The following is a 17,864-nucleotide window of genomic DNA, read 5'->3' as shown; positions in this document are numbered from 1 at the left end:
GGCCTCTCAGATCTTCCGGTAGCGCCGGACGAGCAGTCCGTAGGCGGCGGCGGACACGGCGATGATCTCGGCGAGGAAGACGAACCCGCCGAGGGTGGAGGGCACTCCGCCGGCGCCGCTGGTGGGCAGCTTGAACATCCAGGTGACCACGGAGTCCACCAGTCCGGACGGGCTGATCACGTTCGCCCAGTAGGCGGCGGTGCTGTGGTGCACCATGAAGCCGTCGACGACCTGGTCGTGCCGGTTGATCACGAAGTAGATGATCGAGGCGATCGCGCTGGAGATCAGCAGCAGCATGATGATCCCGGCCACGCCGAACCCCCGGCGCGGCGTGGCGGAGGCGATCACCAGCGCCAGCGACGAGTACAGCAGCGAGTACAGCGCGGCGGCCAGCAGGCCGAAGCCGAAGTGCTCCAGGTTGTAGCTGAAGCTCATCGACGCCAGCAGCGAGCCGATCCACATGATCAGCAGCGGCACCCCGGTGAGCAGGAACATCGCGCTGAACATCGCGCCGAACTTGGCCCGGACGTAGTCACCGGCGGTGATCGGCCGGGAGAAGTACAGCGGCACGGTCATGAACCGCAGGTCGCGGGAGAGCGCCACCGGCGCCTGCGCGGCGACGAACACCGCGATCACGAAGTCCATGATCGACAGGTAGCGCTCGTACTCCAGCGGCAGCTTGCCCGACTTCAGGTAGACCGCGACCGCGACGATGATCAGTGCCGGGACGCACATCAGCGCCAGCAGGCCCATCGGCAGGATCTTGGACTTGATCGAGCGCCCCAGACCGAAACTGCCGCGCAGGGTCAGCGTGTAGAGCGAACGCGTCGCGTACCCCCGGCCCAGCCGCGGGCCGTCGTAGTGGCGGTAGCCGATGTCGTGGATGACGTCGGCGCGGGCGGCGGCGGGCACCGGATCGGACATGGCCGAACGGTCAGACATGGCTGGTCGCCTCCTCGGGACGGTCGTCGGCGGGACGGTCCTGGAAGACCTCGGCGATGCGGTGGCGGCGCTGCTCCATCCGGACCAGGCCGACGCCCAGGTCGGCCACGGCGTCGCGGACCAGGTCGTAGGTGTCCTCGTCGGCTATCTCCACCAGCAGCACCCGGGCGCCGTCGCCGGTGACCGTGAGTCCGTCACCGGTCAGCCGCTCGCGCAGGGCGCCCACCACGTCGAACCCGGGCTCGGACAGCCGGTCGGTCACCTCGACCGCGAGCAGCGCGGTGGCCTTGGTGAAGTCGGCGGTGGAGGAGGACCGCAGCAGCTTCCCGCCGTCGACCACGACCACGTGGTCGCAGGTCCGCTCCAACTCGCCGAGCAGGTGCGAGGTCACCAGCACCGAGATGCCGAAGTCGCTGTGGACCCGCCGGATCAGCTCCAGCATCTCGTCCCGGCCGGCCGGGTCGAGCCCGTTGGTCGGCTCGTCCAGCAGCACCAGGCGAGGGTCGTGGACCAGGGCCTGAGCGAGCTTCACCCGCTGCTTCATCCCGGTCGAGTAGGTCCCGATCGGCCGGTAGCGCTCCTCGTACAGGCCGACGTGGCGCAGCGTGTCGGCCGTGCGCTCGCGCGCGGCGGTCGGCGGCAGTCCGGACATCCGGGCCATGTGGACGACGAACTCGGTGGCCGAGACGTCCGGCGGCAGGCAGTCGTGCTCCGGCATGTAGCCGACGCGCTCACGGATCGCCGCGCCCTCGGTGGCCACGTCCAGGCCCAGCACACGGGCGGTACCCTCGGTGGCCGGGGCCAGGCCCAGCAGGATCTTGATGAGTGTGGACTTGCCTGCGCCGTTCGCTCCGACCAGGCCGACCACTCCGGGCTGCACATCGACGGTAAGCCGATCCAGCGCGGTGACCCGGGGGAACCTCTTGGTGAGGTTGTCCGTAATGATGACAGACACGGGACGACCGTATCGGCGGGCGTACAGGGGCGCATCAGTATCGGGCACCAGGGTTTTCCTGGTCTTTCGGCGTACGTGGTCGGGGGCTTCCCCTAGGGGACGCCCCCGACCACCCGCCGGTGCGCTCGGCCCGGCTCAGCCCTGGAGCAGATCGTTCTGCAGGGTGACCACCTGGGTGAGGGTGGCCGGGGTGACCGCCTTCGGGTTGGTCATCACGATGACCGCCTCCACGTCCGCGCAGTCCAGCCACACCACGTCGGCCGCCGGTGCCGACGTCCCCGCCGGTTCGACGGCGAGCATCACGTTGCTGCTGCCGACGCCGGGGAAGAAGGGGTCGCTCTCCTCGCCGACGTACGGCGCCGCCATCGGCACCATGGTGTCGAACTCGCTGCTGAACAGCGCGGTCACGGTGGTGTCGGACCGGTAGGCCAGCAGGTAGATCTCGGTGCGGGTGCCGTCCGGCCCGGTCCAGGCGGTGGCCGCGATGTGGCGCAGCCCGTGGTCGGCGAACTGCTTCCGCAGGTCGTCGCCGTCGCTGAACTTCGCCGCGAACCCGGTCGGCGAGTACCAGCCGGAGGCCCCCGGGTAGCCGGGGTCCGGCTTCCCCCCGACCGGCGCGGTCAGCAGCAGTCGGCGCAGGTCGGCGGCGTGCGTCTGGTTGCCGCTGGCCGGGCCCTGCTCGTTCGGCCCGGCCGCGCCCGACGGCAGCTCCGGGAGCCGCAGCGGGGCGAAGGTGTAGCGGTGATCGCTCGGGGTCCGCAACCCGGGCAGGTCGGTGCGGGCCGGAACCATCATGACCGCCGCGGTGACCGCGCCGACCACCAGGAACACCGCCGCGGCGATGGCCCAGCGCAGCGCGGTCCGCCGCCACGGTCGCGGCGGCCCGGGCGGCAGGTACGCCGGAACCGCCCACACCATCGTCGCCGGGAACCCGCCCGGCGGCGGCTGCGGCGGTGCCTGCGGCTGCGGCGGCGTGGGGACGGGGGCCGGGGGGCCGGTCAGTTCGCTCATGTCTGGGCCTCCGGGGTCCCGAGTCGGGTGAGCTGCTGCTGAAGCAGCCCGGTGACGGTGGAGGTGTCCATCGGCGCGGAGCCGTAGGCCTTCACGGTCACCAGCAGGTCTCCGGCGACCGCCTCGCAGTCCAGGTAGTCCAGCTGGTCGGAGGCCTGGGCCAGCGGCGGCTGGTAGCAACGGGCCTTCGGGAAGCCGCTCACCGAGCCGGTACCGGCGAAGGAGCCGGTGGCGTTGGCGAGTTCCTGCGTGATCGCCGGACCGGCCACCACCCGGCCCGGAGCGACCTGGAACAAGCCGATCTCGACGTCGAGCTGGTCGGTGACCTGGTAGGTCCGCAGCGCCGCGGACCTCAGCCCGCCGAGGTCGAGCAGCCCGCTCAGCCGACCCCGGTCGGCGCCGGACAGGTCGCCGAAGTCCTCGTTGAAGAACGGCTGGTACTGCGCCGGGCTGAGCACGGTGTCGTTGCCGAAGGCGGGGTCGTCCGCGCCCAGGGCGCCCTGGTCCGGGACGGGCAGCAGCAGATCACTCAGCGAGCCGTAGTGGCTGCCGTCCGGGTTGCTGCCGAAACCGGGCGCGGCGACCACGGCCTGGGCCGCCGGGGCGGCCTTCGCGGGCTGCTTCTCGTCGCTGAGGACGGCCTCGCCGATACCCACCCCGGAGGCGACCGCGACCAGCACGCCGACCGCGCCCAACGCGATCCAGCGGCCACGCCCGGACCGCCGCCCGCCCGTCGGCTGCGGCCGGGCCTCCGGCTGCGGCCGGGCCTCCGGCTGCGGTTCGGGCTGGGCCTGGAGCTGCGGCTGGGTCTGGAGCTGCGGCTGGGTCTCGGCCCGGGCCTGGCTCGGGTCAGTGGTCACAGTCGCTCCAACTGGTTCTGCAGCACGCTCTGCACGGTCTGCTCGCTGACCGGCCCGTCGCTGTCCTGGAGATAGACCTCCACCGCGATGTCGCCGTGGACCCCGAAGCCCTCGCCCTCGTAGAAGCCCGAGCCGTCGGCGCTGTGCTGGATCTTCCCGGGGAAGACCTGGGCGACGTCCGAACCGGGCAGCGGGACGCTGCTCCCGGTGGCCCAGGTCTTGGCGTAGGTCTCCTCACCGTCGATCAGCGCCACCGCGTTGGACTCCTCGGCGGGGTCGAACTGCACCAGCTGGATCAGGTAGGTCTGACTGCCCTGGTCCCAACTGGCCGCCGCCGCACGGCGGAAGCTGTGGTCCATCAGCCAGCCGAACTCCGAGCCCGGCTGGGTGAAACCCTCGGCGAAACTGGCGATGTCCTGCCAGGTGTCGAACGAGCTGAACCCGTACGCCAGACTCGCCCCCCTCGGGGTCGGCACCAGCAGCTTGGTCAGGTCCCCGTCGGTGCGCACCATGTCGTCCTGGTCCGGCGGCAGCGCGGGCGCGGCGGTCCTGGCCGCCGGGTACCGGGGCTGGGCCACGGTCAGCGGCGGCAGCGGGGTCGGCCGCCGGATGTCCTGCACGGCATAGCCTGCGGCACCGCCGCCGAACACGCCGAGGACGACGGCTGCCGCCATCAGCAGCGCGGTCCGGCCACGCCGCCTCGGCTTCGACTGCGGCGGCTGGACCGCCACCGCGTCGGCTACTTCGGTGGTCAACGTTTCTCCACGGGACGTCAGGGTGAGCGAGGGACGCGGGCTGCGCCCGCCCCGTCGCGATATGTCTCAGTGACCGGTGCGCAGGAGCTGCTGCTCACGCCGCATCAGCGGGGTCAGCAGCGAGTGGTCGATCTTGCCCTGGCCGTCGATGTCGATCTCGAACGTGACGTCGCCCTCGTAGCCGACGCCGCTGATCCGGCCGTAGGTGTCGGCCCCGCTGGGGTCGAACTCCCAGCCGTTGGTGTTGTCGACGCCGGGGATGGAGAAGGCCGTGCCGCCGGAGAAGTGCAGACCGGAGAACCAGCCCCCGGCGTCCCCGGTGTCGGCGAACTGCAACAGCTCGGTACGGATCGTCAGGGTGCCGTCGCTGCTGCGGTACTGGCGGACCGCGCCGCCGCCGCAGTTCCAGCTCTTGAGCTCGCTCAGGCCCTGGCTGGGGGAGGCCATCTCCTGCGAGATGGCATTCAGGCTCTCCAGGGTGCCGGTCGCGTCGTTGATCGGCTGCCCGCCGTCGGGGATCGGCAGCAGGAAGAACCGCAGGTCACCGCTGTGGGTACCGTCGCTGACACTGCCGTGGACGGTCGCCGTGGGCGAGGGCGCGACCGTCGGCACCACCACCGGCGCGGTAGTCGCGGGCGCGGCGGTCGCCGACGGCCTCGGCGTGGCGGACGGCACCGGCGCGGCGGCCTGGACCGTGGCGCCCCGGGGACTCCCGAGCGCGACCACCGTTCCGGCGGTCCCGGCGACGATCCCTAGGAACCCGACCACGGCCAACGACACGTACAGCCCCACCCGTGACCGCGTCCGGCCCTCCGCGACCGCCACCGGCGCGAACGCCGCGCCGGGACCGGGCCCGGTCCAGCCCTGCCCCACCAGGTACCCCGGCGGCGGGGGCGGCACCGGCGGCATCGGTACCGGCGGTAGCACCGGCACCGGCACCGGCACCGGCACCGGCACCGGCACCGGCGGCATCGTTACCGGCGGCGGTACCGTGCTCCCGCCGTCCGTCGGATCCGCTTCCGCTGCCCGCACATCGCCCTCGAACGGCCCGGCCCCGGGGTCAGTCGCCCCCATACACAACTCCCACAGAATGGCTGATCGCCCCACCGTCAGCAGGACGGGGGCAACGCACGACCACCAACCCGGGCGCGGCCACGCGCGCGGGTTCGTCAGGTCATATGGTCTGCGATTATGTCCACTTCCTGAGGGCCCTCACAACTTCTTTACATGATTGGTATCCGAACCTCCCGTCCCCGCCCGGGATTCACCGGGACCGACCTGGACGACAGCGTGGCGCCCGTTGGTGCGCCACGGCGTCCCGGTGCGGTCGAGCCGGTCGACGGTGGCGGCGTCGAGGCCGACGACCACGTCCGACTTCAACGTCCGCAGCGCCGCGACCGGCGACCGGAAACCACCCGCCGCCGGAAACGGCGTGGTCGGCGACCACTGCTGATCACCCACCAGTCGACGGTAGTTGAGGTCGCCCTTGAGGATAGTCAGCTCGGCGCCGGTGAACTCCTCCCGGAGGTCGGCGGGCAGGTCGTGGAACGGCAGCGGCGCGCAGAGGAAGGGATGCGCGCGGACCACCAGCGTGCCGTGGTCCATCGCCCGCCACAGCCGTCGGCCGACCGCCGCGGCCGCCGCACCGGTCGCGCCGCGCAGCCGCTGCACCGCGGCGAGGACGTCGGCCATCGTCGCGTCCGACACGTAGTAGGGCTGGGGCTTCACCTGGACCACGACCCGCGTCGCCAGGCCGCGCGCCAGCAGGTGGTCGATCAGCACCAGATCCGGCAGCAGCTCCCGGCCCGCGTTGTCCGCGACGACGCAGACCCGCCCGCCCTCGGCCCGCTCCAGCGTGCCCCAGAACAACGCGCTGTCGTCGGCCACCAGTTCCGACCCGCTCGACCCGGCGGCCCCCGCGGTGAGTTGGAAGCTGAGGTCCGCGCGGTTGCCCCAGAGCGCGGACCGCAGCAGCGCCTCCGCCCGCTGCCCCTCCGGCAGGCCGTCCAGCCCGCCCAGCGCGGTCAGTTCGGCGTCCACCGCCGCTCCGGCCAACTCGGCGGCCTTGAACGGCGCGAACGGATCGACGCCCTGCCACGCGCCGGGCCGGAAGTAGCCGGTGGCGTCGAGCAACCGGCGGTAGAAGTAGCTCTCCGCCCAGAGGAACGGCGCCTCACCCCAGGGCCTGCCCCACAGCCCCGCGCCCCACTCCCGCCACTGTTCGGCATCCGGCGCGTCCGCCGCCAACGGCTCCAGGACGCCGGTCGTGCTCTCCTCCAGCAACCGCTCCACCCCCGCCCGCTGCACCGGCCCGTACGGCAGCGCGTCGAGCACCCGCCGTACGAGCTCGGGATGCCGCTCGTGGAACACCCCCCAGGCGAACGACCCCGGAACGTCACTACGAATGACCGGCGCGGTCGACATGGTTCTGCCTCGTCTCTCTCGTCAGCGGCTCACACGTGTCCGACCGCGATGCGCGGGTGGCACAGCTGCCGCGAATCCTCGACATCGCTGGTCACAACCGTCACATCTCCGTGCTCCAGGTGACCCGTAGCGGCGAGCACCGCGTCAATGACGTATTGGGATCGCGCACCTCGACCAGCGTCGCCACCCTCGTCACGACCAACAGGCTCCAGTGTGCACGGCCATACCCCGGTGTCGGCGGGCCTGGCGGCGGGGGTCGGCACCGACCCCCGCCGCCACCACCACCGAGCGCATCCGGCTCGGGACGCTGGTCACCTCGGTCAATCCTCGTTCACCCATCACGGCCCGACCTGCGGGAACGCAAAGCTGAGCCTGGAACGACCCGACGGCGACTCAGACTTGTTCGACCGCGATGCGGGCGTGACACAGCTGGCGCAGATCCTCGACATCGCTGGTCACGACCGTCACGTCCCCGTGCTCCAGGTGGGCCGTAGCGGCAAGCATCGCGTCGATGGCGTACGTGTGGCCGTGAAGTCCCTCGGCTGCGAGCAGCTTGCTCGCAGCGCGTGCGATCTCCTCCGTGACCGGGCGCACCTTGGTCAGTGAGACGGCGTGGTCGAACGCCGCCTGCGGCAGCTTGGGATCACACGCCTCGACCAGCGTTGCCGCACTCGTCACAACCAAGAGGTCCAGGGTGCGGGCGACGTCCAGCCACACGGTCATGTCCCGGTGTCGGCGGGAGAGCTTGGAGAGTGCCTCGCTGTCGAGAACGAGAGTGCCGCTCACGCGGCGTCCACCCCGGCGGCGTCTCCACGGTGGGCGGCGTGATGAGCGCGGATACGCTCGGCCCGAGCTGCCACTTCGGCCGCATCGACGGGCCCGTGTTCGGCTTCGGCGGTGGCGATGTACTCGTCGATGGCTTCGCGCTGGAGCTGCCGTTGCACGGCCTCCTCAATGTAGGAGGAGACTCCCTGCTTCCCAGCGCGTGCGCGGATCGCCTCCAGCGTCTCGGCGCGCAGAGAGACGCTGGTGACTCGGGTCCTGCCAGGGCGCTGTGTGTCCATGAGCGGAAGTGTAATACATGACCTATCAAGATGGAGTCTGATCCGAGGGCTGGTTGAGCAGACCGGCCACCGCCCTGCCATCGTCCAGTACTTCGTTCTCCTGCTGGACAAGCTCGACGCCTCCGACTTCACCGCCGCGATCGACTGCACGACCTGGTCGTCACGGGCTACGCGGAATACACCACGGTCACCCTCGACCCCGAGGTCTGGTACTCCTGACCGATGTAGCGTCTGGTCCGAGCAGCGGGAGGGCATGTGCATGGAATTCACCTTCCGTCTATCCGGTCACGCAAGTGAGGCGACTGGCCGCGTCGGGTCGGCGGTATGCCACTGAGCACTGTGATTCCGCCGATCCACCGCTGGCGCGAGGGGCGGGAGGTGTGGCGGCGGGCCGAGGAGCTGGGGTTCCATGCCGCCTACACCTACGCTGGTGACCTCTGTCAATCCTCGTTCACCCATCACAGCCTGACCTGCGGGAACGGCGCCTCTTGGCAGGTTGGGCACCGAAGGTGCTTGGATGCCGACCCATGAGCCTGCACTACGAGTGGACGCTGTCGCTCAGACTGCGCCCCGACACTCCGGACGAGTTCGTCGAGGAACTGCGCTACCACCTCGGCCTATCCGACCAGGTACCGCAGGATCCAACCCTCGACGTTGAAGGCCCGGCACTGGCCCCCTCGGGCGACGGCGACGAACTCGCAGGCGGACCGGCCACCAGCCTGGTACTGCGGCAGCCGACTAGCAGCCCTCCGAGCTGGGGTGTATTCGCCCGGATCCTTGTGGTGGACGACGCGATGTGCGACCTCGTCCAGGTTGTGCCGCCCTGGCTGGCCAAGTGGTCACTGACAGCAGGATGGATCGGCTTCGCGCGTGAGGAGATGGACCTGAACCCGTGGCTGACCTTCTACACCGCCGGCGGTCACGCCTACGCGGCCTCGCCAGGCGAAGAGCCGCAGCCGCTTGCTGATGGAGCTCCACCGTTCAGGCTCACGCAGACCACCGAGCTGTGATCAGCGTCAGCGACCTGTGCGCGCCCCGCTGCCTCGTTGTCCGTCACGCAAAGGTGGAGGGCCAGAACTTCGGTGGAGCAGCAGCCGGGTCCACGATCCGCAGTCTGTTCTGCTGAGACGGGTCCACGCCGTTGAGTGAGATGAGTCGCTGACCGACGGCCCGGTCGAGTTCCAACAGGGCGTGGGGCAGGCCGGCGCATACGGTGGCGATGGCGGCGCCGAGTCCCACCAGGCCGCCGTGCTTGTGGTTCTGACGGTACTCGATGCGATGCAGGCCCGACTCGGCGATGGCCACCACTTCCAGCGGGCGGCTCAGCTGCTTGGTGTCGTTCGTGAGGATGACGTGGAAGCCTTCTGCTGCGGCTCGCGCGTAGAGGTCGATGTCCCGCGTACCCGCCCAGCCCTTGAGCTCGGCCACGTGGTCGATCGACTGGTGCTTCATAAGCAGTCGCACGATCTGAGCCATGGGGAGCGGCACATTCTCGTCCAACAGCATCCTCAAGACGCGGCCTGCCGGATCTCCGCGTCATCGGCATAGCTGTCGACATAGTCGACGAAGTCCGCCGCGTCGAGAGCGGCCTCCGGCGTGACGCCCGGGTAGTAGTCGCTGATCTCCGAAGGCTTCACACCGTCTCGAAGGAGCGCGGCCACCTCAGCGGCCGGGATACGTGTGCCTTCGACGACCGGTTCTCCCCCACGCACCGCAGGATCGATCGATACGTGCGGTCGCGGCTCAAGGAGGTCCGGGATTCGTCGTCCGCCACGGTAGAAGGGCGCGAGCACGTCGACCATCTCGACGATGACCAGATTCCCCTTGCTTCGCACAAGGTCCACTGCGTGGTCCGGGTCCGCCAGGTAGATGGTGTCAGCACCTGCTACCAAGCGGTAGGCGGAAAGGTGCTCGCGTTCGTCGAGGCCCTCGCGCAGGGTGTTCAGCGCGCGCCTGATCCGCTGCAACGACGCCTCCTGCCGAAGGCGGACGCAGGTCCGGAGAGCGACCACGTCGCGAAAGGAGTAGAGGATCGGACGAGATGCCGAAAGCTCAGGAATCAGGACAGCACCGCGCTCGCCGCCCCCTCGCCGCCAGTGCGACAGCTGCCGCAGAGTCGCTCCCGACAACGCGGCAGCCAGCTTGGGCTCGTACGACACGCGGCACCTCCTTGGCTCCTAGGGCGTGGCTAGACGCTAGTCCATCGTCCCGTACGGTCCTCGGTGACGCCAGCATTTCCATCCGTACGAGACCTTGGCCGGGCAACGAGGAGGCATGTACATGGGATTCGGCTTCCGTCTGGCAAGGCCTACGAGCACACGACTGACCGACGAGCGCTTGGAGGAGCGAGGGCATCTGGAGGATGACTCCTCCTACGAGTACCTGGCCATTCGGGGTTGCGCCGACCTGGCTGACACCGACGCCTCGTTCCTCATCGGAGGCTTCGGCAAGGAGGACTGGAAATTCGACATCCCCTATGACTTGTCCGCGCTGATGGAGAGCCTTCCGGAACTCATCGCGGCTGTGCATCTCCAGCAGGAATTCGAACTCGATCTGTACCCGCAGGGCGTCGAACGCACACTGGCCTTCCGGTTTCCAGAAGGGAAGACGGCTGAGGTGGACTGTCACTCGCGGACGGCGTGGACCCCGGGTCGGTGCCGACCCTCACCGCCGCCGCCACCGCCACCGAGCGCATCCGGCTCGGGACGCTGGTCACCTCTGTCAATCCTCGTTCACCCATCGCGTCCTGAGCTGCGGAAACGCCTGCCTGGACGGTTCTGGGTCCCACTCGGCTCAGATCGAGATGAGGCGGACGCGTGTGCCGCAGAGCTTGGCCATGTCGTCGACGTCCGAGGTGAGCATGGCCACCGGTCCCGGCTGGCGCAGGGCCATCTCCGCGACCGTCGCATCGATGGCGTACTTGTGACCATGGAGACCGGTCTGCTTCAGCAACTCGGCCGAGGCGCGTGCGGCCTGTTCAGTGACCGCTTCGATCTTGACCTGCGAGAGCACCCAATTCAGCCGAGGGGTATTCACTCGTGCGTGCATGACCTCCACGATGGTGTTGGCACAGACCACCAGGTCGGCCGCCATGGAGTGGAAGGAGCGGATCATCGCCAGCACCCCACGGTCCTGTGAGATCCAGGCGGACACACCCTGAGAGTCCAGCACCACGGTCTCCACACGTTCGCTCACGCGGCGTCAGCCGCATTCGCGGAGCCGGCCGAGCCGAAGATCCTTGCCTGCGCGGCGGCGAGTTCCTCCTCGGTGAAGGCACCGTGCTGCTCCTCGTAGCGCCGCAGTTCCTCGCCGAGCAACTGGTGCCTGATCTGCCGGGCGACCGCCTCAGCGACATAGCCCGAGACGTTGTCCGTGAGCTTCTTCAGCTCCGCCACCTGTTCAGTGGGCAAGGTGACCGTGATCCGGGTAGTAGCAGCCATGAATCAAGCATACTGCGGTATGCCTCATGTGCGACAGACTTTCGCGGGCATAGGGTCGGCGGTATGCGTCTGAGTACTGTGATTCTGCCGATCCATCGCTGGTCCGAGGGACGGAAGGTGTGGCGGCGGGCCGAGGAGCTGGGGTTCCATGCCGCTTACACCTACGACCACCTGTCGTGGCGGTCCTTCCGGGAGGAGCCGTGGTTCGGGTCGGTGCCGACCCTCACCGCCGCCGCCACCGCCACCGAGCGGATCCGGCTCGGGACGCTGGTCACCTCGCCCAACTTTCGGCACCCGGTGACCCTGGCGAAGGAGCTGATCACGCTGGACGACGTGTCCGGCGGACGGGTCACGTTGGGGATCGGGGCCGGCGGGACGGGGTTCGACGCGACCGCGATGGGCCAGGAGGCCTGGTCGCCGAAGGAGCGGGCGGACCGGCTCGGGGAGTTCCTGCCGCTGCTGGACGAGCTGCTGCGCAACGACGCGACCACGCGCGAGGGCGGGTACTACTCGGCGGTGGAGGCACGGAACATCCCGGGCTGCGTGCAGCAGCCGCGGCTGCCGTTCTACGTCGCGGCGACCGGTCCGCGCGGGCTGCGGCTGGCGGCGGAGTACGGGCAGGGCTGGGTCACCTACGGCGACCCGACGGGCCCGGCGGAGGTGCCGGTGGAGCAGGCGCCCGCGGTGGTCGCCGGCCAGATCGAGAAGCTGACCGCGGCCTGCGAGGCCAAGGGCCGCGACGTGGCGACGCTGGAGAAGGTGCTGCTCCAGGGCTCGACGGCGGAGCAGCCGCTGGCCTCGGTGGATGCCTTCGTCGACTGGGCGGGCACCTACCGGGACCTGGGGATCACCGAGCTGGTGATCCACTGGCCGGTCCCCGACTCGGTCTTCGCGAACGACCTGGCGGTCTTCGAGCGGATCGCCACCGAGGGCCTGGCCCGACTCGGCTGATCTCCGCCCGCACCGGACCGGGCCGTGCCCGGTGACGGGGCGGGGGGTGGATGGGTGAGGATGAGGGGGTGAATCACGCCAGCGCGGTACGCCCCCGCATCATCGCCACCGACCTCGACGGGACGCTGCTGCGCAGCGACGGCAGCGTGTCCGAGCGGACCCGGGCCGCGCTGACCCTGGCCGAGGCGGCGGGGCTGTGCATCGTGTTCGTCACCGGACGGCCGCCGCGCTGGATGGAGGTGGTCAGCGCGGTCACCGGGCCGCACGGGATCGCCATCTGCTCCAACGGCGGCGCGGTCTACGACGTCCGGCGCAAGGAGCTGGTCTCCTCGTTCCCACTGCCGCGCCAGGACGCGCTGGCCGTGGTGGCGGCGCTGCGCGCGGAGCTGCCGGGGGTGGGCTTCGCGTTCGAGTACCCGGACGGCTTCGCGTCCGAGGCCCAGTACGACTCGCCGATGTGGGACGACAGCGGGGCCCTGCGCTGGATCGCCCCGGCCGAGGAGATCCTGGCCTCGGCCGCCGGGGACCAGGTGTTCAAGCTGCTGGCCAGGCACCCGACGCTGGATCCGGACGAGTTCATGCGCCGGGCCCGGGCGGCGGCCGGGCAGCACGCCGAGATCACCCGGTCCAGCCCGATGCTGGAGATCAGCGCGACCGGGGTGAGCAAGGCGACCACGCTCGCGCTCTGGTGCGCGGAGCGCGGAGTGACCGCCGCGGAGGTGGTCGCCTTCGGCGACATGCCGAACGACCTGCCGATGCTGGCCTGGGCGGGCACCGCCTATGCCGTCGCCAACGCCCACCCGCTGGTGCTGGCGGCGACCACGCACCACACGGCCGACCACGACGCGGACGGGGTGGCCGAGGTGATCGAGCGGGTGGTCCGGGGGCTGGAGCCGTAGCGGGTCAGCGCTGGACGGTCAGCGCGTCGGCCGCCCGCTCGCGCTCCCACATCCGCCGCAGCGGCCCGTCCACCAGCACCAGCTCCGACCAGCTGCCGCGCTGGACGATCCGCCCGGCGTCGAGCACCACGATCTCGTCGACGCTGTCCAGCCCGGCCAGCCGGTGGGTGATCAGCAGGGTGGCGCGGCCCCGGGTCGCCGCCAGCAGGTCGGCGGTGAGCGCGTCGGCGGTGGCCAGGTCCAGGTGTTCGGCGGGCTCGTCCAGGATCAGCAGCGGGAAGTCCGCCAGCAGCGCCCGGGCCAGGGCGAGCCGCTGGCGCTGGCCGCCGGAGAGGCGCGCGCCGTGCTCGCCGACCATGGTGTCCAGACCGTCGGGCAGGCCCCGGGCCCAGTCGGCCAGGCGGGCGGCGGCGAGCGCCGCCCACAGGTCCGACTCCGCGCAGTCGGGACGGGCCAGCCGCAGGTTCTCCCGCAACGAGCTGTCGAAGACGTGGGCGTCCTGCGCGCACAGGCCGATGACCCGGCGGACGCTGTCGCCGTCCAGCGCGGTGGCGTCCACCCCGCCGAGGGTGATCCGACCGGCCGCCGGGTCCAGGAACCGCAGCAGCAGCATGGCCAGGGTGGTCTTGCCGGAGCCGCTGGCGCCGACCACGGCGGTGCGGCGGCCCCGGGCGAGCTCCAGGCTGACGCCCGCGAGCGCGGCGTCCGGGCGTCCGGGCCAGCTCGCGGCCAGGCCGCTGACCCGGACCGGGAACGGATCCGCGGGAGCAGCCGACGGGTGGGCCGGTTCCGTGACGGGTTCCGGGGCCTGGGTGACCTCGGCGACCCGCTGGGCGGCGCGCAGGCTGCGTTCGCGGATCTGCGCGGCCATCGGCAGTCCGGCGACCGCCTCGAACGCGGCCAGCGGGGTCAGCGCGAGCACCGCGAGCATCACCCCGTGCACCGTGTGGTCGGCGGTGGCGGCGATGCCGAGGGCGGCGCAGCCCGCCGCGGTGAGGCCGGTGAGCAGGGTGACCAGGCCCGAGCCGAGACCCGCGGTCGCGGCGGAGCGGGCGCTGAGCCGGCGCAGCTCGGCGTCGGTGGCCCGGATGCCCGCCAGCCGGGCGGGCAGCGCCCCGGCGACGGTGAGTTCGGCGGTGCCGGAGAGCACGTCCACCACCTCGGTGGTGAGTCGGCCCCGGGTCGGCGCCTGCCTGCGCTCGGCGCCCCGGGACACGGCGACGGCCAGCGCGGGCACGGCCACGCCCGCGAGCAGCAGCCCCAGGGCGAGCAGCAGCCCGGCCGAGGGCAGCACCCAGCACACCGCGAGCGCGGTCAGCGCGGCGGCGGCCAGGCCGGAGCGCAGCGGCAGCCGGTAGCGCAGGTAGTGGTCCTGCATCGCGTCGACGTCGGCGACCAGCCGGGAGAGCAGGTCCCCGGAGCGGAAGCCGAGAGCGGCGGGCGCCAGCCGTTCCAGCCGGACGTAGACGGAGGTGCGCAGCGCGCCGAGGGCGCGCAGCACGGCGTTGTGGGAGACCAGCCGCTCGACGTAGCGGAAGGCGCTGCGGCCCAGGCCGAGGGTGCGGACGCCGGTGACCGCCATCATCAGGTAGAGCACCGGCGGCTGCTGCGAGGCGCGGGCGATCAGCCAGCCGGACAGTCCGAGCAGCGCGATGGAGCAGCCGAGGGCGAGCGCGCCGAGCACGGTCGAGCTGCCGAGCCGGGGCCGGGTCTCGGCGGCGGTGACCACCAGTGGCTCCTCGGCGACCGCGGCGCTCCGCGACCCGGGCGAGAGCTGCGGTTCGGCGGCCACCGACTGCGGGCCGGGACGCTGCGGGCCGGGGCGCTGCGGCAGCGGGACGGTCCGGATCTCGTCGGCGAGGGCCAGCAGCGCCGGGCGGTGCGCGGTCAGCAGTACCGTCCGCCCGGCCGCCAGTCGGCCGACCGCGCGGACGATCGCGGCCTCGCTGGCGCCGTCCAGGTTCGCGGTCGGTTCGTCCAGCAGCACCAGCGGCCGGTCGGCGAGGAACACCCGGGCCAGGGCCAGTCGCTGCCGCTGGCCGCCGGAGAGCCCACTGCCGCCCTGGCCGAGCCGGGTCCGCAGGCCGTCGGGCAGCGCCAGGACGAAGTCCAGGGCCTCGGCGCCGCGCAGCGCCTCGCGGACGGCGGCGTCGTCGGCGTCCGGACGGGCGAGCCGGACGTTCTCGGCGACGGTCCCGGCGAACAGTGTGGGCTGCTGCGGGAGCCAGGCGATGTGCGCGTGCCAGGCCGCCGGGTCGAGTTGCTCCAGCGGCACCCCGCCGACGTCGATGCCGCCCTGGTCGGGGGCGGTGAACCCGAGCAGCGCGGTGAGCAGGGTGCTCTTGCCCGCGCCGCTGGGGCCGGTGAGGGCGGTGACCCGGCCGGGCCGCAGGGTCAGCGAGAGGTCGCGCAGGGCCGGGGTGTCCCGGCCCGGGTGGGTGACCGTGAGCCCGGTGACGGTGATCTCCGCGCCGCTGGGCACCGGCCGGGTACCGGTGGCGGGCAGCGGGGTCTCCAGTACCTCGAAGATCTCGGCTGCCGCGCTCAGCCCCTCCACGCTCGCGTGGTAGTGCGTGCCGACCTGCCGGATCGGCGTGTACACCTCGGGGGCGAGCACCAGCACCAGCAGTCCGAGGTAGAGCGAGAGGTGGCCGTCGACCAGCCGCAGGCCGATGCTGACCGCGACCAGGGCAACCGACAGGGTGGACAGCAGTTCCAGGGTGTAGGAGGAGACGAAGGCGATCCGCAGCGTGCGCATGGTCCCGGCGCGGTAGTCGTCGGTGACCTTGCGGATGGTCCGTGCCTGGGCCTTGGCCCGGCCGAAGACCTTGAGCGTGGGCAGCCCCTCGACCACGTCGAGGAAGTGGTGCGACAGCCGGGCCAGCGACCGCCACTGGTCGTCCATCCGCTTCTGCGTGGCCATCCCGATCAGCACCATGAACAGCGGGATCAGCGGCAGGGTCGCGGCGATGGTGAGCGCGGACAGCCAGTCGGCACGCAGGATCACCGCCAGCAGCACCACCGGCACCACCACGGCCAGGGCCAACTGCGGCAGGTAGCGGGCGAAGTAGTCGTCCAGGGCGTCCACCCCCGGGTGGCCAGGGTGGCCAGCTCGCCGCGGCGCTGGTCGGAGAGCCAGCGCGGGCCGAGCCCGGTGGCCCGCTCCAGCAGCGCCGCGCGCAGCTGCGACTTGACCGCGGCGGCGGCGCGGTGCGCGGCCAGCTCGGTCAGCCAGGCGACCAGCGCCCGCCCGGCCGAGACCAGCGCCAGCAGGCCCAGCTGCGGCAGCAGGTGCCGCAGCCCGTGCTGCTGCTGGAAGGCGCCGACCACCAGTGTGGCCACGAGTACGGCCTGGGCGACCACCAGCAGTGCCCCGGCCAGTCCGAGCAGGACGGAGGCGAGCAGGAAGCCACGGGTGGCTCCGGCGTGCCGCAGCAGCCGCGGATCGACAGGTTTCACGTGAAACAGCTCCTCGAAGCCCTCGGACCAGCGGGAGAATCAGTGCGCGGCGGGGATGTGCTGGACGCCGATCCGCTTGCGGAACACCCAGTACGTCCAGCCCTGGTAGAGCAGCACCAGCGGGGTGGCGAAGCCGGCCACCCAGGTCATGATGGTCAGCGAGTAGTGGCCGGAGGCCGCGTTGCTGACGGTGAGGCTGAAGGCCGGGTCGGTGGTGGACGGCATCACGTCCGGGAACAGCGCCAGGAACAGCGTCGCCACCACCGCGATCACGGTCACCCCGGAGCAGACGAAGGCCCAGCCCTCGCGTCCGCGCAGGTTGCTGCCGAGCGCCGCGAGCAGCGCGGCGACGGCCACCAGCAGCGCGGCCAGGCTCCAGCCGTCGCCGCGGTCGGCCTGGGTCCAGCTCAGGAAGGCCAGTCCCAGCGCGGCGGCCACCAGTCCGGTCCAGGTGGCGGTGGTGCGGGCGCGCTCGCGGATGCCGCCGAGGGTCTTCAGCGCGGTGAACACCGAGCCGTGGAAGGTGAACAGCGCCAGCGTGGTGCAACCGCCCAGCAGCGCGTACGGGTTGAGCAGCGTGAGCAGGTTGCCGGTGACGTTCTTCTGCTGGTCGATCGGCACCCCGTGGACGATGTTGGCGAAGGCCACGCCCCAGAGGAAGGCGGGCAGCAGCGAGGTCCAGAAGATGACCGTCTCCCAGTTCCGCTTCCAGCGCTCGTCGTCGCGCTTGGCCCGGTACTCGAAGGCGACCACCCGCAGGATCAGGCAGACCAGGATGACCAGCAGCGGGAAGTAGAAGCCGCTGAACAGGGTGGCGTACCAGTCGGGGAAGGCCGCGAAGGTCGCGCCGCCGGCGGTCAGCAACCAGACCTCGTTGCCGTCCCAGACCGGGCCGATGGTGTTGATCAGCACCCGGCGCTCCGGCTCGTCGCGGGCGAGCAGCTTGGTGAGCACGCCGACGCCGAAGTCGAAGCCTTCGAGGAAGAAGTAGCCGGTCCACAGGACGGCGATGAGGACGAACCACACATCGGGAAGGGACATGCCGGTCTCCAGTGTCTCCAGTGCTTCAGGTGCTTCAGGTGCTTCAGGTGCTTCAGGTGCTTC

17 protein-coding genes and 3 pseudogenes are annotated in these 17,864 nt (G+C 71.2%); 5 read left to right on the top strand and 15 right to left on the bottom strand.

The annotated features are described in order from the left end of the window. Positions 1 to 6: 6 nt before the first annotated feature. The 9 genes from GXP74_RS00530 to GXP74_RS00490 all read right to left on the bottom strand — a co-directional run bounded on the left by GXP74_RS00530 (position 7) and on the right by GXP74_RS00490 (position 8,011). A complete protein-coding gene (locus GXP74_RS00530) occupies positions 7 to 942 on the bottom strand; it encodes an ABC transporter permease (RefSeq protein WP_225447628.1) in 936 nt (311 codons plus the stop codon). After that, positions 935 to 1,897, bottom strand: a complete 963-nt coding sequence (locus tag GXP74_RS00525) for an ABC transporter ATP-binding protein (RefSeq protein WP_182449446.1) — start codon at positions 1,895 to 1,897, stop codon at positions 935 to 937. The genes GXP74_RS00530 and GXP74_RS00525 overlap by 8 nt, the downstream gene beginning before the upstream one ends. A 135-nt stretch (positions 1,898 to 2,032) precedes the next feature. Further along, a complete protein-coding gene (locus GXP74_RS00520) occupies positions 2,033 to 2,908 on the bottom strand; it encodes a hypothetical protein (RefSeq protein WP_182449445.1) in 876 nt (291 codons plus the stop codon). Further along, a complete protein-coding gene (locus GXP74_RS00515) occupies positions 2,905 to 3,768 on the bottom strand; it encodes a hypothetical protein (protein ID WP_182449444.1) in 864 nt (287 codons plus the stop codon). Before GXP74_RS00515 ends, GXP74_RS00520 begins: the two co-directional genes overlap by 4 nt. Then, positions 3,765 to 4,523, bottom strand: a complete 759-nt coding sequence (locus GXP74_RS00510) for a hypothetical protein (RefSeq protein WP_182449443.1) — start codon at positions 4,521 to 4,523, stop codon at positions 3,765 to 3,767. Before GXP74_RS00510 ends, GXP74_RS00515 begins: the two co-directional genes overlap by 4 nt. Before the next feature lie 66 nt (positions 4,524 to 4,589). Further along, the gene (locus GXP74_RS00505) at positions 4,590 to 5,597 is read right to left on the bottom strand and encodes a hypothetical protein (protein WP_182449442.1); all 1,008 of its coding nucleotides are present in this window, start codon (positions 5,595 to 5,597) and stop codon (positions 4,590 to 4,592) included. A 138-nt stretch (positions 5,598 to 5,735) separates the two neighbouring features. Further along, positions 5,736 to 6,947: a damage-control phosphatase ARMT1 family protein gene (locus GXP74_RS00500; RefSeq protein ID WP_182449441.1), complete on the bottom strand. Its 1,212-nt coding sequence runs from the start codon at positions 6,945 to 6,947 to the stop codon at positions 5,736 to 5,738. Positions 6,948 to 7,340: 393 nt separating this feature from the next. After that, positions 7,341 to 7,733, bottom strand: a complete 393-nt coding sequence (locus GXP74_RS00495) for a type II toxin-antitoxin system VapC family toxin (RefSeq protein WP_182449440.1) — start codon at positions 7,731 to 7,733, stop codon at positions 7,341 to 7,343. Then, complete coding sequence (locus GXP74_RS00490) at positions 7,730 to 8,011, bottom strand: hypothetical protein (protein ID WP_182449439.1); 282 nt, start codon at positions 8,009 to 8,011, stop codon at positions 7,730 to 7,732. Before GXP74_RS00490 ends, GXP74_RS00495 begins: the two co-directional genes overlap by 4 nt. Positions 8,012 to 8,335: 324 nt before the next feature. Between GXP74_RS00490 and GXP74_RS39935 the strand changes: the two are divergent. Further along, a pseudogene (locus GXP74_RS39935) lies at positions 8,336 to 8,437 on the top strand (LLM class flavin-dependent oxidoreductase); the annotation flags it as partial. Between the two features lie 101 nt (positions 8,438 to 8,538). After that, positions 8,539 to 9,021 carry a hypothetical protein gene (locus GXP74_RS00485; protein ID WP_182449438.1) on the top strand — a complete coding sequence of 161 codons (483 nt, stop codon included), beginning with the start codon at positions 8,539 to 8,541 and terminating at the stop codon, positions 9,019 to 9,021. A gap of 43 nt (positions 9,022 to 9,064) precedes the next feature. On the opposite strand, the gene GXP74_RS00480 is transcribed toward GXP74_RS00485, so the two are convergent. Both GXP74_RS00480 and GXP74_RS00475 read right to left on the bottom strand, forming a co-directional pair. Beyond that, positions 9,065 to 9,517: a hypothetical protein gene (locus GXP74_RS00480; RefSeq protein WP_225447627.1), complete on the bottom strand. Its 453-nt coding sequence runs from the start codon at positions 9,515 to 9,517 to the stop codon at positions 9,065 to 9,067. 2 nt (positions 9,518 to 9,519) lie between these two features. Then, positions 9,520 to 10,170 carry a DUF433 domain-containing protein gene (locus GXP74_RS00475; RefSeq protein ID WP_182449436.1) on the bottom strand — a complete coding sequence of 217 codons (651 nt, stop codon included), beginning with the start codon at positions 10,168 to 10,170 and terminating at the stop codon, positions 9,520 to 9,522. A 474-nt stretch (positions 10,171 to 10,644) separates the two neighbouring features. On the opposite strand from GXP74_RS00475, the pseudogene GXP74_RS39930 reads away from it, so the two are divergent. Then, positions 10,645 to 10,752: pseudogene (locus tag GXP74_RS39930) on the top strand (LLM class flavin-dependent oxidoreductase); the annotation flags it as partial. 52 nt (positions 10,753 to 10,804) lie between these two features. Here GXP74_RS39930 and GXP74_RS00470 read toward each other — a convergent pair. Continuing rightward, entirely contained in the window at positions 10,805 to 11,206 is a 402-nt protein-coding gene (locus tag GXP74_RS00470) for a DNA-binding protein (protein ID WP_182449435.1), read from the bottom strand. Then, positions 11,203 to 11,451: a hypothetical protein gene (locus GXP74_RS00465; RefSeq protein WP_034089440.1), complete on the bottom strand. Its 249-nt coding sequence runs from the start codon at positions 11,449 to 11,451 to the stop codon at positions 11,203 to 11,205. The genes GXP74_RS00470 and GXP74_RS00465 overlap by 4 nt, the downstream gene beginning before the upstream one ends. 63 nt (positions 11,452 to 11,514) lie before the next feature. Between GXP74_RS00465 and GXP74_RS00460 the strand changes: the two genes are divergently transcribed. Continuing rightward, on the top strand, positions 11,515 to 12,402 hold the full coding sequence (locus GXP74_RS00460) for an LLM class flavin-dependent oxidoreductase (RefSeq protein ID WP_182449434.1): 888 nt from the start codon (positions 11,515 to 11,517) through the stop codon (positions 12,400 to 12,402). Positions 12,403 to 12,452: 50 nt separating this feature from the next. After that, entirely contained in the window at positions 12,453 to 13,301 is an 849-nt protein-coding gene (locus tag GXP74_RS00455) for an HAD family hydrolase (RefSeq protein WP_182449433.1), read from the top strand. Positions 13,302 to 13,305: 4 nt separating this feature from the next. Here GXP74_RS00455 and cydD read toward each other — a convergent pair. Both cydD and cydB read right to left on the bottom strand, forming a co-directional pair. Beyond that, positions 13,306 to 16,760, bottom strand: a pseudogene (cydD, locus tag GXP74_RS00450) (thiol reductant ABC exporter subunit CydD). Between the two features lie 39 nt (positions 16,761 to 16,799). After that, the gene (cydB, locus tag GXP74_RS00445) at positions 16,800 to 17,801 is read right to left on the bottom strand and encodes a cytochrome d ubiquinol oxidase subunit II (RefSeq protein WP_182449432.1); all 1,002 of its coding nucleotides are present in this window, start codon (positions 17,799 to 17,801) and stop codon (positions 16,800 to 16,802) included. Positions 17,802 to 17,864: the final 63 nt, after the last annotated feature.

This window comes from Streptacidiphilus sp. P02-A3a (genome assembly GCF_014084105.1).
GTDB lineage: Bacteria > Actinomycetota > Actinomycetes > Streptomycetales > Streptomycetaceae > Streptacidiphilus.
The sequence above is the reverse complement of the archived record's forward strand: the minus strand, read 5'-3'. Positions and strand labels throughout refer to the sequence as shown.